Here is a 17,029-nt window from a genome sequence, read left to right as displayed (position 1 = left end):
ACCCTGGCGCCTGGCCGGAGTCGAACCCGGCTAATCGAATACCTCCGCCAGGCGCGGGGCGATCTTTTCCAGGGAAAGGATCTGCACCGCGGCATCGATCGCCGCCGCGGCCTTCGGCATCCCGTAGACTGCGCAACTGGCCTGGTCCTGGGCGATGGTGAGGAAACCGCGCTCGCGCATCTGCTTGAGGCCCTGGGCGCCGTCGCGGCCCATGCCGGTCAGCAGCACGCCCACGGCATCGCCACGCCAATAATTCGCCACGCTCTCGAAAAACACGTCGATGGACGGCCGGTAGACGAAAGAACGCGGTTCGGCGGTGTACACCAGCGAACCGTTGCGCAGCAGGCGGATGTGATTGTTGGTCCCCGCCAGCAGGATCTGCCCCGGTATCGGCGGCTCGCCATCGCGCGCCAGGCGCACCGGCAGCTTCGATTCGCTGGCCAGCCATTCGGCCATGCCGGCGGCGAAGACCTCGTCGACATGCTGCACCAGCACCACTGCGGCATTGAAACTGGCCGGCAGTTGCTTGAGCAACACCGCGAGCGACGCCGGACCGCCAGCCGAAGCGCCGATCGCCACCAGACGCTGGCGCGCCCCGCCGGCCTTCGGCGGCACCACCTGGACCTTGCCACGGTTATCGCGCTGGCCGATCAGCCAGCCGACGTTCTGAATCTTGCGCAACAACGGCGCCGCCGCCGTTTGCGGGTTGCCGATGCCCAGCGCCGGCGTGTTCACCGCATCGAGCGCCCCATATCCCATCGCTTCGAAAACCCGGTGCACATTCTGCTCGATATCGACGGTAACAATCACGATCGCGCAAGGACTTTCCGCCATGATCCGACGAGTTGCCTCGACGCCGTCCATCACCGGCATGAGCAGGTCCATCAGCACCACGTCGGGCGTATCGGCGGCGCATTGGGTCACCGCCTCGGCACCGTTGCTGGCGACCCAGACGATCTGGTGCTGCGGCTCGAAGGCCAGCGCGCGGCGCAGCGCCTCGACGGCCAACGGCATGTCATTGACGATTCCGATCCTCAACCCTGTGCTTCTCCGATCAGGACGACGACGGCATCCAGCAAGGCCTCATCGTGGAAACTGGCCTTCGCCAGATAATAGTCGGCGCCGGCGTCGAGACCGCGCCGACGGTCCTCCTCACGATCCTTGTAGGACACCACCATCACCGGCAGCGACTGCAGGCGGCTGTCGCGACGCACCAGGGTGACCAGTTCGATACCGTCCATACGCGGCATGTCGATATCGGTGATGAGCAGGTCGAAATGCTCCGAGCGCAGGGCGTTCCAGCCGTCCATGCCATCCACCGCCACTGCCACGTCGTAGCCGCGACCGAGCAGGAGCTTGCGTTCCAGCTCACGCACCGTGAGCGAGTCGTCGACCACCAGGATGCGCTTGCGTTGCGCCCCGCCGGCCTGCCGCCGGCTGCGATCGATGCGCTCCAGGCGGCCGCTGCTGAGCAGCTTGCCGACCGAATGCAGGAGGTCCTCGACGTCCAGGATCAGCACCGGCGAACCGTCGTCCAGCAAGGCGCCGGCGGAAACGTCGCGCACCTTGCCCAGGCGCGGATCGAGAGGCATCACCACCAGGGTACGCTCGCCGACGAAACGCTCCACGGCGACGCCGTAGACCGCATCGCGGTCGCGCACCACCACTACCGGGATGGCCCCTTCGGTGCGGCTGCTCTCGGGCCGCTGCAGCAGTTGCGCAGCCGAGACCAGGCCGACATGGCGACCCTCGTACCAGAAGTGCTGGCGACCTTCGAGCTGGACGATCTCCTCCGCTTCCAGCTCGCACATGCGCTCGATATGCGCCAGCGGGAAGGCGTAGGCCTCCTCGCCGATCTCCACCACCAGGCTGCGCACCACGGACAGGGTCAGCGGCACCTCGACGTGGAACAGCGTGCCCTGCCCCTGGCGTTGCTCCATGCGCACGCCGCCACGCAACTGGCGGACCATGTGCTGCACGGCGTCCAGTCCGACGCCGCGACCGGACACCTCGGTGACCTGCTCGCGCATGCTGAAGCCGGGCAGGAAGAGAAACGCCAGGAGTTCCTCCTCGCTCAATTGCGCCGCGGTCTCGGCGGTGGCGAACTGGCGATTGAGCACGGTCTCGCGCAGGCGCTGCAGATCGATGCCGCCGCCGTCGTCGCTCAGTTCCAGGACCAGCATGCCGGCGTGGTGGCGGGCGCGGATGGTGATCCTGCCCTCGGCCGGCTTGCCGGCGGCGAGGCGGGTTTCCGGCGCCTCGATACCGTGATCGACGGCATTGCGCAGCAGGTGGGTGAGCGGCGCTTCGAGTTTTTCCAGGACATCCCGGTCGACCTGGGTGCTTTCGCCCTCGACCAGCAGGCGCACCTGCTTGCCCAGCGAGCGGCCCAGGTCGCGAACCATCCGCGCCTGGCCGCTAAGGACGTCAGCGAACGGTCGCATCCGCGAGGCCAGCGCCGCGTCGTAGAGCACCTGGGCACGCTGGCCGCCCTGCCAGGCGAACTCGTCGAGATCGGCGATGTGCTGCACCAGCATCTGCTGGCATTCGCCAATCAGTTGCCGCGCCTCGCCGAGCATGGCCTGGGCCTGCGGGTCGAGGGCGGTTTCCTGGACCGTCTCGCGTACCACGTCGAGCGCGCGGCTGGCGCTGGACTGCAGGCGACGCAGGCGTTGCAGGGAATCGGCCAGCGGCTTGATGCGCTGGAACTCCACCAGCGACTTGCTGGAGATATCCAGCAGCCTGTCCAGGCGTTCGGCGGTGACCCGCAGGACCCGGCTGCGGCGCTCCTCGGCCTGTTCGCCGCCCGCCTGCCCGGCGGGCTCCTCGTCGTTGTCGTCGCTGGCGGCCGCTGACGCCGCTGGCGGCGCCTCGGGGACCGCTTCCGGCAGACCGGGAGTCGTCGCCGGCAGCTCCGCGCGGGCCAGCGGCAGGCCGCTGCGCACCAGGCCTTCGAGGCGCAGCACCAGGCCGTCGATCTCTTCCCGCCCGGCGCCTTCGGCCCAGCCTGCGTCGCCGGCTGGCGGGGTGCCGATACGCAGCAACAGGTCGCAGCCCTGGAGCAACGCATCGATATGTTCCGATTGCAGGAGCAGGCGTCCGTCCTGCGCCTCCACCAGGCAATCCTCCATGACGTGCGCCACGCGCACGCCGGCGTCCAGCCCGACGATACGCGCCGCGCCTTTCAGCGAGTGCGCGGCGCGCATGCAGGCTTCCAGTTGGTCGGCCTGGGTCGGGCTGCGCTCCAGCGCCATCAGGCCGGCGTTGAGCACCTGGGTCTGGGCCTCCGCCTCGAGCCGGAACAGCTCGAGCAGCGACGCGTCTCTCATCTGGTCCGGGGTCATGCCAGGCTCCGCGCTACGGCTTGCAGGAGAGGGCCTTCGTCGAGCAGGGTGATGCTCCGCTCACGCCATTGCAGCACGCCGGCCACGTGCCGGCGCGAGGCCTGGCCGTCGGCGTGGTTGGGCGGCAGTATCCGCGCCAGCGGAATCGCATGGATGCCGTCGACTTCCTCCACCGGCGCCACCACCGGACCGCCGGCGGCGGAAATGATCAGCATGCGCGGAACCACCCGGCGCTCGCTGACCGGCGCGGCGCCGGGTTCGAGATCCAGCAGTTCGCCGAGGGAAAGGCAGGCGACCAGCGCGCCGCGCACGTTGGTCACCCCTTGCAGAGCGCGCGAGCGCTGGTGCGGCAGGGAATGGATAGGATTCATCGGCGCCACTTCCACCAGGCTGCCGGTGGCCAGGCCGAACCACTCTTCGCCCAGGCGGAACACCAGGATCGAACGCGTCTCGCCGAGGTCGCTCTGTTCGCGCTGGCTGTCCATCGTTTCGGCGCTGTCGAGCTGGTCCTGGCGCAGGGCGATGCGGTCCAGCAAGTAGGTCGCCGCGGCAGCGTAAACCTCGCAGTTGCGGCAATGGACATGCTCGGCCAGGCGTTCGCAGGACTTGTCGCCATGCACGCCGATGCGGTTCCAGCAGTCATCCACCTGTTGGGTATCGAGCAAGGTCAGGCTCGCCTCAACCATCTTTGTTCACTCCACGGGCCGCACGTTGCTGCAGGCGCCGGGCGCCGGCATGGTCGCCGCGAGCGGCGAGCAGCGCCGCCAGGTGCGCCAGCGCCTCGGCGTGCTGCGGCTCCAGGTACAGGGCCTTGCGGTAGAAATCCTGGGCTTCCTGCTCCTGCCCGGCGACATCGCTGAGCAGCCCGAGCCAGTAGAAGACCGTGGCCGACGGCCCACGCGCGGCCAGTTGGCGCTCGCAGGCGGCGCGCGCCTCGCGGTGCTGGCCGGCATCCGCCAGGCGGGCGATTTCGTCGAACTCGCCGACGGGACTGGCGAGGGGCTGGCCGCTGGCTGGCGGAACCAGGCTGGACAGCCGCTGGCGCGGTTTCGCCGGTGGCGGCGGCGAAGGCCGAATACTCGCACGCTCCACGGCGGCGGCAACGACCGGGCGCGCTCCGTCGCTCACCGCCTTGGGCCGCGCGCCGCGGGGCGCCTCGCTGGTCCGGCGGAACACGAAAGACAGCGGCACGCCGATCGGCTGCATGCCGTGCTGGCTGAGCAGGCTCGCCTCGGCCGGACCGATGAACATCGCGCCGTCCGACCGCAACAGGCGCTTGAGCACCTCGACCACCTCGCTCTGGGTCGGGCGGTCGAAATAGATCAGCAGATTGCGACAGAACACGAAATCGTAGGGTGCCTCGCCCGCCAGTAGCCCGGGATCGAGCAAATTGCCGCAGCGGAAGCGCACCTTGCGGCGAACCTGCTCGGCCAACTGGTAGCCCTCGGCAACCTCGCTGAAATGGCGGTCGCGAAACCCCAGTTCGTCGCCGCGAAAGGAATTCCTGCCGTACACCCCGAGGCTGGCGCGCTCGATCACCCGAGCGCTGACGTCCAGGGCGTCGACCTCGAACAGGTACTCGGAGAGCCCGGCATCGAGCAAGGCCATGACGATGGAATACGGCTCCTCGCCGGTGGAACAGGGCAGGCTGAGGATCCTTAGCGCGCGTCCGCCGCCCAGGCTCGGCAGGCGCTCGAAGGCCAGCCTGGCGAGGGTGGTGAACGACTCCGGGTAGCGGAAGAACCAGGTCTCCGGCACCACCACCGCTTCGATCAGCGCCTGCACCTCGCCCGGAGAGCCGTTCAGGCGCATCCAGTATTCGTCCTCGTCGTGCAGCGCGAGGCCGCTCATGCGCTGGCGTACCGCGCGCTCGATCACCGCGCTGCCCACCGAGCTGGCATCCAGGCCGATCCTGCTCTTGAGCAGGCGTTCGAAGCGATCGTTCATGCCGTCCCCTCGCCGCACTCCGGCGGGAACAGCAGGGCGCGCACTTCGTCGGGCAGCAATGCCTCGACCCGCACCCATTGCACCAGTCCCCGTGGTCCTTCATAGACCGGACCGAGATAGCGGGCCCCGCCGTTGTCCAGGCCATAGTCGCGGAACGCAGACGGTTCGCAGCGCAGGGTATCGGTGGCCTGTTCGAGGATCAGTCCGAGCCAGACCGGCTCCCGGTCCTGGCGGGCGCGGTATTCGACCAGCACGATGCGCGTGCTGGTGCGGGCCAGCGCCGCGCGGCCGAAGGCCATTGCGCAGAGGTCGAGCACCGGGACCAGGACGCCGCGATGGGAGAACACCCCGGCGACCCATTCCGGCGCCTCCGGAATGCGCTTCAGGCGCAGCAGCGGCAGCACTTCGACCACTTCGCGGGCATCCAGGGCATAGCGGTCGCCTTCCATGCGGAACAGCAGGAACAGCTTGCTGGTGCGTCGATGATCGCCGGTGGAGCGGGACACGGTCACAGCCTCAGACTTTGAAGCGGGATACGCCGTTGCGCAGCCCGTTCGCCACCAGGTTCAGCTCATCGATGGCGAAGCTGGCCTGGCGCAGCGACTCCACGGTCTGCCCGGTGGCCTCGCCCAGTTGCACCAGCGCCTGGTTGATCTGCTCGGCACCGGTAGCCTGGGCCTGCATACCCTCGTTGACCATCTGCACCCGCGGCGCCAGCGCCTGCACCTGCTGAATGATCTGCGACAGTTGCTCGCCGACCTGGCCGACCTCGGCGATACCGCGGCGGACCTCCTCGGAGAACTTGTCCATGCCCATCACCCCGGCCGATACCGCCGACTGGATCTCGCGCACCATCTGCTCGATGTCGTAGGTGGCGACCGCGGTCTGGTCCGCCAGCCGGCGCACCTCGGTGGCCACCACGGCGAACCCGCGGCCGTACTCGCCGGCTTTCTCCGCCTCGATGGCGGCGTTCAGCGAGAGCAGGTTGGTCTGGTCGGCGACCTTGACGATGGTGGTGACCACCTGGTTGATGTTGCCGGCCTTCTCGTTGAGGATCGCCAGCTTGGCGTTGACCAGGTCGGCCGCGCCCATCACGTGGTGCATGGTTTCCTCCATGCGCGCCAGGCCCAACTGGCCGGAACCGGCCAGGGTCGAAGTCTGCTCGGCGGCGCCGGAGACTTCGCTCATGGTCCGCACCAGGTCGCGCGAGGTGGCGGCGATCTCGCGAGAAGTGGCGCCGATCTCCGTGGTGGTCGCGGCGGTTTCGGTGGCGGTGGCCTGCTGCTGCTTGGAGGTCGCGGCGATCTCGGTGACCGAGGTGGTGACCTGCACCGAAGAACGCTGGGCCTGCGACACCAGGCCCTTGAGCTCTTCGGCCATGCCGTTGAAACCGGTCTCGATGGCGCCGAATTCGTCACGCCGGCCGAGGTTCAGGCGTGCGGTGAGGTCGCCACCGGCCATCAGGTCGAGGCTGCGGACGATCTTCTGGATCGGCTGGGTGATCGCCCGCAACAGCAGGAACCCGCAGATGCCGGCTACCACCACCGCCAGCAGCAGGGTCACCAGCATGCTCAGTTCGGCATCGTCCACCGCGTTTACGATGTTGTCCGAGGCGCGGTCGGCGATGTCCTTGTTCAGCTCGATCATCTCGTTGAGGTACTTGCGGCCCTCGCGCCAGTGCTCGGTCAACGGGCCGGCGACGAGCTTGCCGGCTTCCTCGAAGCGCTTCTCGCGGTAAAGCTCGAGCACCTTGTCGTGCTGCTCCAGGTAGTTCTTGCGCACGGCCTGGAAACCGGCGAGCAACTCGTGGTCGCGGGCCTCGTCCGGGTTCATGGTCTTCTGGTAGGAGGCGATCTGCTGGTCCAGGCGCTCCTCGCTGGCGAGGATACTGTCGGCCTCGGCCTTGCTCAGCTCGTGGTCGTCGGTGATGCCGAACAGTTCCTGGGTCTGCAAGTAGTTGTCGGTCCACGAACTGCGTACCAGCGTGATGAAGTACATCCCCGGCATGGCGTCGTCCTGGACACGGTAGGCGCCCTTTTCCACCGTCAACATCTTCACGTACGCAGTAGCGGCCATCAGCAGCATGATCGCGATGATCACGGCGAAACTTGCCAGGATTCGCTGGCGAACAGTCCAGTTCTTCACATTTTTCCCCAAGACTAGAGTCCGGATTCGTTCCTGCCGCCACAACGGCCCGTCAATCGCGCGGACTGTATAGGCCGTCCCCGGCACCGGCAAGCAGCGCCATAGGGTTTTCCCGCTATTGTAGGCGCTGGAAAGGCGTTTTTTGACGCCAGAAGTGTGGCAGAAAGAGAAAGAAAGAAAACTGGCAAGCCAGACTTTTCTGAGAAGACAGGCTCATCACGGAGGGAATGTGCGCCCCGTCCCCATGCCGGGAACGGGGCGCGATTTCACCGGTGGATGTCGGTATGGCGGGTTTCGCGGAGGAACAGCAAGGCGCAGACCAGGCTACCACCGGTGATCAGCACCGGATACCAGAGGCCGTAGAAGATGTCGCCGGTGTACACCACCAGGGCGAACGAGACCGTGGGCAGGAAGCCGCCGAACCAGCCATTGCCGATGTGGTACGGCAGGGACAGCGAGGAATAGCGGATGCGGGTCGGGAACAGTTCGACCATCAGCGCCGCCAGCGGGCCGTAGCAGAGGGTGGAGATCAGTACCAGGGCGAAGATGATGGCGATCACCATCGGCTTGTTCACCTGGCTGCCGTCGGCCTGCTGCGGATAGCCTGCCGTCTTCACCGCGGCCGCCATCGCTTCGGCGTCGAAGCCGGCGATCTCGGTCTCGCCGATCCGCACCCTGACGTCGCTGCCGGCGGGCGCCGCCACCGTCGAGTAGGGCAGGCCGGCCTTGACCAGGAAGGTCTTGACCTTGTCGCAGGGGCTGTCGAAGGTCGCCTTGCCTACCGGGTCGAACTGGAAAGTGCAGGTCGCCGGGTCGGCCACCACGCTGATCGGCGACTGCCGGCTGGCCTGGTCGATGGCCGGGTTGGCGTAGTGGGTCAGGCCCTTGAACAGCGGGAAGTAGAACAGCGTGGCGAGCAACAGGCCGGCCAGCAGCACCGGCTTGCGGCCGATGCGGTCGGACAGCCAGCCGGCGACGATGAAGAACGGCGCGCCAAGCACCAGGGCGACGATCAGCAGACCGTTGGCGGTGCCGCCATCGACCTTGAGCACCTGGGTAAGGAAGAACAGCACGTAGAACTGCGCCGTGTAGAAGGTCACCGCCTGGCCGGCATTGATGCTGAACAGCGCGGTCAGCACCACCTTCAGGTTGCCCCACTGGGTGAAGGACTCGCGCAGCGGCGCCTTGCTGACCTTGCCCTCGGCCTTCATCTTGAGGAACGCCGGCGACTCGCGCATGGACAGGCGGATCCAGGTGGAAATGCCCAGCAGGACGATGGACAGCAGGAATGGCAGGCGCCAGCCCCAGGTCTCGAACTCGTCGCCGGTCAACTGGCGACAGGCCAGGATCACCAGCAGCGAGAGCAACAGGCCGAGGGTCGCGGTGGACTGGATCCAACTGGTGTAGCTACCGCGCTTGTTCGCCGGGGCGTGCTCGGCGACATAGATCGCCGCGCCGCCGTACTCGCCGCCCAGGGCCAGGCCCTGGAGCATGCGCAAGGTGACCAGGATGATCGGCGCGGCGACCCCGATCGAGGCATAGGTGGGCAGCAGGCCGACGGCGAAGGTCGACAACCCCATCAACAGGATGGTCACCAGGAAGGTGTACTTGCGCCCGATCATGTCGCCCAGGCGGCCGAACACCAGCGCGCCGAAGGGCCGCACCAGGAAGCCGGCGGCGAAGGCCATCAGGGCGAAGATGAAGGCCGTGGTGTCGTTGACGCCGGCGAAGAACTGCTTGCTGATCACCGCCGCCAGGGCGCCGTAGAGGAAGAAGTCGTACCACTCGAAGACCGTGCCCAGCGAGGAGGCGAAGATCACCTTGCGCTCCTCCTGGGGCGTGGTCGCAGGCACTGTGTAGGAAGGGGTCGTTGCGTACTCGGTCATTGCGGCTCTCCCGCCCCTTGTGGGGGCTCTTATTGTTGTCTGCCATTTCCGTTTTCAGCGTCGACCGCTGCGGCGCCGGGCGCCACGCGATACGGGGTGTAGCGATCCTCAGGCCTCCACCGCCTCCTTGCCGCCGGCCGCCATGGCGCTTTCGACGACCTGCGGCGCGGCCTCGCGGCGGCGCTCGGCGAGAATCATCTGCGCCGCCTTCTCGGCGATCACCAGCACCGGCGAACAGGTGTTGCCGGAGGTCAGGCTGGGCATGATCGAGGCATCGGCGATGCGCAGGCCGGGGATTCCGTGCACCCTCAATTGCGCATCCACCACCGCTTGCGGCCCCTGGCCCATGCGGCAGGTGCCGGCAGGGTGGAAGATGGTGGTGCCGATCTCCGCCGCAGCGCGCTGCAGATCCTCTTCGCTGCGGTATTCCGGGCCGGGCTTGTATTCCTGCGGACGGAAGGCGGCCAGCGCCGGTGCGGCGGCGATGCGGCGGGTCAGGCGTATGGCGTCGGCGGCGACCTTCAGGTCGCGCGGATCGCTCAGGTAGTTGGGCTGGATCGACGGCGCCTCGCCCGGGTCGAGCGAGCGGATGCGCACCGTCCCCCGGCTGTGCGGGCGCAGGTCGCAGACCGACGCGGTGAACGCAGGGAAGGCATGCAGCGGCTCGCCGAAGCGATCCAGCGAGAGCGGCTGGACATGGTATTCGAGGTTGGCCGAGGGCTGCTGCGGATCGGAGCGGGCGAAGGCGCCCAGTTGGCTCGGCGCCATCGACAACGGCCCGCTGCGGCTCGCCAGGTAGCGCAGGCCCATGCCCAGCTTGCCCCATAGGCTGCCGGCGATCTGGTTGAGGGTGGGAACGCCGTCGACCTTGTAGATCATGCGCAGCTGCAGGTGATCCTGGAGATTGCCACCGACCCCGGGCAACTCGTGGACGACCCCGGCGCCGAGCCGCTCCAGCAGGTCCCGCGGGCCGATCCCGGAGCGTTGCAGCAGGCACGGCGAACCGATCGCGCCGGCGCTCAGGACGATCTCGCGGCGCGCCTCGAAGCGCTGCTCGCGGCCCTGCCAACGGACCGACAGGGCCCTGGCGCGGCCGTCCTCGAGGAGCACTCGCTGGACTTCGGCATGGGTCAGAACCGTCAGGTTGGCGCGCTGGGCGATGCCGCGCAGGAAGCCTTTCGAGGCATTCCAGCGCACCCCGCCGCGCTGGTTGACCTGGAAGTAGCCGCAGCCTTCGTTGTCGCCACCGTTGAAATCCTCGACGCTGGCGATGCCGGTCTGCGCCGCAGCCTGCTGGAAGGCATCGAGCAGCTTCCAGGAGAGCCGCTGGCGTTCTACCCGCCATTCGCCGCCGGCGCCGTGCATTTCGCTGGTCCCGGCGAAATGGTCCTCCATCCTGCGGAACAGCGGCAGCAGCTCTCTCCAGCTCCAGCCCGGATTGCCTTCGGCCACCCACTGGTCGTAGTCGCGGGCCTGGCCACGCATGTAGATCATGCCATTGATCGAGGAGCATCCTCCGAGCACCTTGCCGCGCGGGTACTTCAGGGAACGACCGTTGAGCCCGGGGACCTCGTCGGTGTCGAAGCACCAGTCGGTACGCGGGTTGCCGATGCAGTAGAGGTAGCCGACGGGAATGTGGATCCAGGGATAGTTGTCCGGGCCGCCGGCTTCCAGCAGCAGGACACGGTTGGCAGGGTCGGCGGAAAGCCGGTTGGCCAGCAGGCAGCCGGCAGGTCCGGCGCCAACGATGAGGTAGTCGTAGGTATCCAGTACCTCGGGCATGGCGAGCCTCGTCTTGTCGTTCTTGTGATGGGCCGTCGGACCTGCGGATGACCGGCAAGTCTCGAACGGCTTGAGGCTAGTCGTTCATTCGCGATAAAAAAACAAACGTTTCGGGGCAGCTATTGTTCGTTTTCTAACAGCCCCCCCTCGGCCCGGCAGAAGGCTCTCCCCATGTTCGACTGGAATGACCTGCGTTTCTTCCTCGAGTTGCAGCGCAGCGGTCGCCTGCTGACCGCCGCCAAGCGTCTCGGCACCACTCACGCCACGGTGGCCCGGCACATCGAGAACATCGAGCGCGACCTCGGCACCCAACTGTTCGCCCAGCACACCGGCGGCTACCAGTTGACTCCGGCCGGCCAGGCGCTGCTCAAGCACGCCGAGGCGATGGAGAACACCGCGCTGCTCGCCCAGGAAGAAATGAGCCAGAGCATCTCGCCGCTGGGGCAGATCCGCATCGGCGTCACCGAAGGCCTCGGCAGCGTCTTCCTCGCTCCGCGCCTGGCGCAATTGATGCGCCACTACCCGGGCCTGGAGGTCGAGCTGGTCTCGGTGCCGCGCTTCGTCAGCATCACCAACCGCGAAGCGGACATCGCCATCTCCCTCGACCGGCCGAGCGCCGACCTGGTGATCACCCGCCTGCTGACCCGCTATCGCCTGGCGTTGTTCGCCAGCCCCGCCTACCTGGAACAGGCGCCGCCGCTGCGCGACCGCGACGACCTCGGCAGGCACCAGTGGATCGGCTACGTCGACGACCTGCTGTTCAGCCAGGAACTGATGTTCCACCACAGTTTCTGCCGCCACCCGCAGGTCGTGTTCCGCAGCACCAGCGTGGTCGCCCAGCAGCAGGCGGCACAGGCCGGCATCGGCCTGGCGATCCTGCCGCACTTCATGGGTAGCCGCGATCCGTTGCTGGTATCGGTGCTGCCCGAGGAAAGCATCCAGCGCGAGTACTGGATGAGCACCCGGCGGGAGCTGCACCGCTCGGTGCGCCTGCGGGTGGCCTGGGACTTCCTGCTGGAGCTGTGCCAGCGCGAGCGAGAGGTTCTGCTAGGCCCTTCGGCAACGCCGCCGCCATGATGGCGGCGGTTATCCGCGGAACGACGCTCCGCCGTCTCAGGCCAGGCGTTGCAGCGCCTGTCTGGCCTGGTTCTCCAGCTCCAGCTTGAACGAGGGTTCCAGGCGCAGCTGCCGCGCCAGCTCCTCGAGGTAGGAGCGCTCCATGAAGCTTTCCTCGTCGACCATCAGCAGGCTGGCCAGGTACATCTCGGCGGCGATCTCCGGGGTGCTCGCGGCACGGGCGATCTCGGCCGGGTCCAGCGGCTTGTTCAGCTCGCGCTCCAGCCAGCCCTGCACCTCGCGGTCGCTGGTCAGCTTGGCCACCTCGCCTTCGATCATCTGCCGTTCGCGCTCGTCGATGTGGCCGTCGGCCTTGGCCGCACCGACGATGGCCTGGAGGATCGCGTGGCTATGCACTTCGGCCTGGGCTTCCGGCAGGCGGTCGACGGTCTGCGGCTGCGCCTGCGGCGCGGCGCCGTTCTGTTGCTGCTGCCAGTTGTTGTAGGCCTTGTAGGCGATCACCCCGAGCGCGGCGAGGCCGCCGTAGGTGATCGCCTTGCCGCCGAACTTGCGCGCCTTCTTGTTTCCCAGCAGCAGGCCGATGGCGCCGGCCGCCAGGGCTCCGCCGCCGGCGCCGGAAAGCAGGCTGCCGAGCTGTCCGCCGCCGCTGGCGCCGGGCTTGCCGCCGGACTTGTTCTGCAACATTTCCTGCCCGGACTTGAGCAATTGGTCGAGCAAACCACGGGTATTCATGAGGAACCTCCAGGACGTTCGGTAACAACCGGATTCGACCGACTCTAGCCCTTCGCGTCCGCGCTGCCCGCCGGGAGTTTGCTTCGAGATATTGCCGGCCTCCCCGGACACCGTGGCAAAGCGCGACACATGTCACATTTCTCCAGATAGAGGCCTAGTGCCAGCAGAAAGCCCTTCGACGCGCCGGCATGGCCCTCTAAACTCCGCGCCCGCCTGCGACTGCGGGTCGGCGTCCGACGCCAGCCGCTCCGCGCGCATTCGCAACAGCAATCTGTGAACATGGCTCCCCCGAGCCACCCACTGCCTCGCAAAGGACTTCCCATGACCATCTCCCGCCGCGACTTCCTGAACGGCGTAGCCCTGACCATCGCCGCAGGCCTGACCCCCGCCGAGATCCTCCGCGCCGCCCCCGGCGGCCGCTACTATCCGCCCGCGCTCACCGGCCTGCGCGGTAGCCATCCGGGGGCCTTCGAAGTCGCACACCAGATGGGCTGGGAGAAGAAGACCTTCGATGTCGACCACCTGCCGATCGAAGAGGAATACGACCTGGTGGTGGTCGGCGGCGGCATCAGCGGCCTCGCCGCCGCCTGGTTCTATCGCGAACGGCACCCCGCGGCGCGCATCCTGGTCATCGAGAACCACGACGACTTCGGCGGCCATGCCAAGCGCAACGAATTCCAGGCCGGCGGGCGCACTATCCTCGGCTACGGCGGCAGCGAGTCGCTGCAATCGCCGAACGCCCTCTATAGCGAAGACGCCAAACACCTGCTGAAACGCCTGGGCGTCGAGCTCAAGCGCTTCGAGACAGCCTTCGACACCGACTTCTACCCCGGCCTGGGCCTGTCCCGCGCGGTGTTCTTCGACAAGGCCAGCTTCGGCGTGGACAAGCTGGTCAGCGGCGACCCGACGCCAATGGTTGCCGACGAGGTCCCCCGCGATCGTCTCAATGCCCGCTCCTGGCGCGCCTTCATCGGCGACTTCCCGCTGAGCCGCGAAGACCGGGAGGCGCTCATCGCGCTGTACGAGTCACCTCGCGACTATCTTGCCGGCAAGAGCGTGGAAGAGAAGGAAACCTACCTGGCGAAGACCAGCTACCGCGACTACCTGCTCAAGAACGTCGGGCTCTCGGAAACCTCGGTGAAGTACTTCCAGGGCCGCAGCAACGACTTCTCTGCCCTCGGCGCCGACGCCCTGCCGGCGGCCGACGCATACGCCGCCGGCTTTCCCGGCTTCGACGCCCTCGGCCTGCCGCAACCCAGCGAGGAGGCCCAGGCGGAAATGGACGAGCCGTACATCTACCATTTCCCCGACGGCAACGCCTCGCTGGCTCGGCTCATGGTGCGCGACCTGATCCCCGCGGTGGCGCCGGGCCGAGGCATGGAGGACATCGTCATGGCCCGCTTCGACTACTCGAAGCTGGACCTCGCCGGGCACCCGGTGCGCCTGCGCCTGAACAGCACCGCCGTCAGCGTGCGCAACCGCGCCGGCGGCGTCGATGTCGGCTACAGCCGCACCGGCCGCCTGCACCGGGTACGCGGCAAGCACTGCGTGATGGCCTGCTACAACATGATGGTGCCGTACCTGCTGCGCGACCTCTCCGAGGAGCAGGCCCACGCGCTGAGCCAGAACGTCAAGTTCCCGCTGGTGTACACCAAGGTATTGCTGCGCAACTGGCAGGCCTGGAAGACCCTCGGCATCCACGAGATCTACGCGCCGACCCTGCCCTACTCGCGGATCAAGCTGGACTTCCCGGTCGACCTCGGCAGCTACCGGCATCCACGCGACCCGCGGCAGCCGATCGGCGTGCACATGGTCTACGTGCCGACCACCCCGAACGCCGGCATGGACGCCCGCACCCAGGCTCGCGTAGGCCGCAGCAAGCTCTACGCGATGAGCTTCGAGCAACTGGAAAAGGACATCCGCGACCAGCTCCAGGCCATGCTCGGCCCGGCGGGCTTCGACCACCGCCGCGACATCACCGGCATCACCGTGAACCGCTGGTCGCACGGCTACTCCTACTTCATGAATACCCTCTACGACGACGAGGCGGAAAGCGAAGCGCTGATGGAACTGGCGCGAAGCAAGGTCGGCAATGTCGCCATCGCCAACTCGGATGCGGCCTGGGATGCCTACGCCCATGCCGCCATCGACCAGGCGGTGCGGGCAGTCCGCGAACTGGGTTGAAGGACGGCGACGGCAGCGGAACCCGCGCTGCCGTCGCGCCCTTCCGATGTCCAGCAAGACTGACAGAAATGTACTGACAGCGATTTCAACCCCTACTCCACGAAAGCCGTTCAAAGACCCTATGTTTCTCGGCCTCCCCTCGAAATAACCTAGGGAAAACACATAGGAAATTTCCTACTAGCATTCAGAAAAGTCCTGATTAAACCGACAGACACCATCGCTAGAATTCGAGCCCGTCCGGAGCTGCCTCCTGGCGGATTATCCGCCTGCCGGCGTTGCCGGTAGCCGCTGCGGAAACCTCCACCTAGATCGGGTTCGATTTCATGAAAACACGCGTCATCCTCGTCGACGACCACGCCCTCACCCTGATCGGCATGCGCTATCTGCTGAGTGCGTACGACGACCTGCGGATCGTCGCCCAGGCCCAGGACGCCGATGGCTTGCTGGCGCAGCTCGAAGCGCACCCCTGCGACCTGCTGATCACCGACCTGATGATGCCCGGCAGCCAGCAGGCCGACGGCTTGCGCCTGGTGCAGAAGGTCCGGCGGCGCTATCCGGACCTGCCGATCATCGTCGTCACCATGCTCGGCAACCCGGCACTCGTTTCATCCCTGCTCAAGCTGGGCATTCACGGCCTGGTGAGCAAACGCGGCATGCTCGACGATCTGCCCAAGGCGATCCGCCACGCCGGCCGTCGACCATTCATCTCGCGCTCCATCGCACACCTGCTGGAAGTGGGCGAAGCCGAGCACGGCAAGCCCCTGGCCAGCCTCGAACAACTCACCCCGCGCGAAGTGGAAGTGCTGCGCCTGTACGGCAGCGGCCTGGCGGTCGGGGAAATCGCCATCCGACTGTGCCGCAGCAAGCAGACCATCAGCGCGCAAAAGAGCAGCGCCATGCGCAAGCTTGGCCTGGACAGCAATGCCGGACTCTTTATCTACATCCGGGAAAACGGCCTGGCCTGAGCAGCGCGGCCGCGATATGTCCGCCCCGCCAGCCCGCTTCGCAAGGTCCGCGCAGCCGCTAGAATGTCCCGCAGCGCCGGGCGTCTTCCGTGCCCGCCTCCACCAAAGGACTCTTTTCACATGGACCGTAACCGCCGCCTCTCCGCCCGACTCTGCCTCCTGCTGCTGGGACTCGCCAGCCAGGCCGAAGCCCGCGAACCGCAGCCCTGCGCGTCGCGACTGCTTGACGCCGTAGCCAGGCAGGTCGGCCACGATGGCTGGATAGCCCCTTCGTACGAATCTTCCGGTCCGTTCCTCGCCGTGGTCTGCAAGCCCTGGCCGGACGACCCCGCGCAGACGGTGATCGCCATGGCCTACCTGGATCCGGGCGACACCGCCGTGGAAGGCGAACGCCACCCGCATCTGCTATTGGCCAAGGCCGACAGCCGCAGCGGCAGGCTGCTCGAACGCTACGACAGCGACTTCGAAGAAGACGCCTCCGTCGCCGTCGGCAGCGACAGCCTCTGGCTGGACACCGCGCGCTATCGCCTGAGCCCGACGGTGCGCGCCTTCGGCGTGGTATTCCATAGCGTGGCGCGTGGCGCCAGTTGTCCGGAAGCCGGCTTCGACAACCTGCTGACCCTGGTGGTGCCGGCCGGCGAAGGCAAGCTGCGGCCGGTGCTCAATACCTACCTGGACCAGTGGAGGACGCTGAAAGGCTCGGTCTGCTCCGCCGAGCCCGGGTTCGAACAGGAAGTCTCGCACCTGACCCTGGAACTCGGCCGCGGACGCTCCAACGGCTTTGCCGACCTGGTCATCACCTCGCGGGTCAGCGACGGCGAAACGGAGAACGGCAAACCCTTGCGCACGGTGAAGCGCACGCTGCGCTATGACGGCGAGCGCTACCCGTTCGAGGAGTATTCGGACTTCTGGCACCGCCAGTGAGGGGAGACCGTGGCCAGCAGCCACGGCGAAACAGCGGAACCGC

The 17,029-nt window shown here is 67.2% G+C and carries 13 protein-coding genes; 4 read left to right on the top strand and 9 right to left on the bottom strand.

Annotated elements, in window-relative coordinates:
• Positions 1 to 30: 30 nt before the first annotated feature.
• The 8 genes from wspF to ACI766_RS06355 form a co-directional block, all read right to left on the bottom strand.
• A complete protein-coding gene (wspF, locus tag ACI766_RS06390) occupies positions 31 to 1,038 on the bottom strand; it encodes a Wsp signal transduction system protein-glutamate methylesterase WspF (protein WP_003092534.1) in 1,008 nt (335 codons plus the stop codon).
• Complete coding sequence (gene wspE, locus ACI766_RS06385; RefSeq protein ID WP_023085974.1) at positions 1,035 to 3,344, bottom strand: Wsp signal transduction system sensor histidine kinase WspE; 2,310 nt, start codon at positions 3,342 to 3,344, stop codon at positions 1,035 to 1,037. The genes wspF and wspE overlap by 4 nt, the downstream gene beginning before the upstream one ends.
• On the bottom strand, positions 3,341 to 4,030 hold the full coding sequence (locus tag ACI766_RS06380) for a chemotaxis protein CheW (RefSeq protein ID WP_003103738.1): 690 nt from the start codon (positions 4,028 to 4,030) through the stop codon (positions 3,341 to 3,343). The genes wspE and ACI766_RS06380 overlap by 4 nt, the downstream gene beginning before the upstream one ends.
• On the bottom strand, positions 4,023 to 5,291 hold the full coding sequence (locus ACI766_RS06375; protein ID WP_003122132.1) for a CheR family methyltransferase: 1,269 nt from the start codon (positions 5,289 to 5,291) through the stop codon (positions 4,023 to 4,025). Before ACI766_RS06375 ends, ACI766_RS06380 begins: the two co-directional genes overlap by 8 nt.
• The gene (locus ACI766_RS06370) at positions 5,288 to 5,803 is read right to left on the bottom strand and encodes a chemotaxis protein CheW (RefSeq protein WP_003106290.1); all 516 of its coding nucleotides are present in this window, start codon (positions 5,801 to 5,803) and stop codon (positions 5,288 to 5,290) included. Before ACI766_RS06370 ends, ACI766_RS06375 begins: the two co-directional genes overlap by 4 nt.
• Before the next feature lie 4 nt (positions 5,804 to 5,807).
• Positions 5,808 to 7,436: a Wsp signal transduction system chemoreceptor WspA gene (gene wspA, locus ACI766_RS06365; RefSeq protein ID WP_003106291.1), complete on the bottom strand. Its 1,629-nt coding sequence runs from the start codon at positions 7,434 to 7,436 to the stop codon at positions 5,808 to 5,810.
• Between the two features lie 266 nt (positions 7,437 to 7,702).
• Complete coding sequence (locus ACI766_RS06360; RefSeq protein WP_003106293.1) at positions 7,703 to 9,322, bottom strand: MFS transporter; 1,620 nt, start codon at positions 9,320 to 9,322, stop codon at positions 7,703 to 7,705.
• 108 nt (positions 9,323 to 9,430) lie between these two features.
• A complete protein-coding gene (locus ACI766_RS06355) occupies positions 9,431 to 11,104 on the bottom strand; it encodes a GMC family oxidoreductase (protein WP_003159433.1) in 1,674 nt (557 codons plus the stop codon).
• A gap of 171 nt (positions 11,105 to 11,275) precedes the next feature.
• Here ACI766_RS06355 and ACI766_RS06350 point away from each other — a divergent pair, with 171 nt between their 5' ends.
• Entirely contained in the window at positions 11,276 to 12,181 is a 906-nt protein-coding gene (locus ACI766_RS06350; RefSeq protein ID WP_023085973.1) for a LysR family transcriptional regulator, read from the top strand.
• Between the two features lie 36 nt (positions 12,182 to 12,217).
• Here ACI766_RS06350 and ACI766_RS06345 read toward each other — a convergent pair whose 3' ends face one another.
• On the bottom strand, positions 12,218 to 12,913 hold the full coding sequence (locus ACI766_RS06345; RefSeq protein ID WP_003106298.1) for a tellurite resistance TerB family protein: 696 nt from the start codon (positions 12,911 to 12,913) through the stop codon (positions 12,218 to 12,220).
• 321 nt (positions 12,914 to 13,234) lie between these two features.
• On the opposite strand from ACI766_RS06345, the gene ACI766_RS06340 reads away from it, so the two are divergent.
• The 3 genes from ACI766_RS06340 to ACI766_RS06330 all read left to right on the top strand — a co-directional run bounded on the left by ACI766_RS06340 (position 13,235) and on the right by ACI766_RS06330 (position 16,986).
• Entirely contained in the window at positions 13,235 to 15,097 is a 1,863-nt protein-coding gene (locus ACI766_RS06340; RefSeq protein ID WP_003106300.1) for an NAD(P)/FAD-dependent oxidoreductase, read from the top strand.
• Between the two features lie 323 nt (positions 15,098 to 15,420).
• Entirely contained in the window at positions 15,421 to 16,062 is a 642-nt protein-coding gene (locus ACI766_RS06335; RefSeq protein WP_003092560.1) for a response regulator transcription factor, read from the top strand.
• Positions 16,063 to 16,182: 120 nt separating this feature from the next.
• Positions 16,183 to 16,986, top strand: a complete 804-nt coding sequence (locus tag ACI766_RS06330; RefSeq protein WP_023104626.1) for a hypothetical protein — start codon at positions 16,183 to 16,185, stop codon at positions 16,984 to 16,986.
• Positions 16,987 to 17,029 lie beyond the last annotated feature (43 nt).

This window comes from Pseudomonas sp. DL (genome assembly GCF_047199225.1).
Taxonomy (GTDB): domain Bacteria; phylum Pseudomonadota; class Gammaproteobacteria; order Pseudomonadales; family Pseudomonadaceae; genus Pseudomonas; species Pseudomonas aeruginosa.
This window is presented reverse-complemented; position numbering and strand designations above follow the sequence as displayed.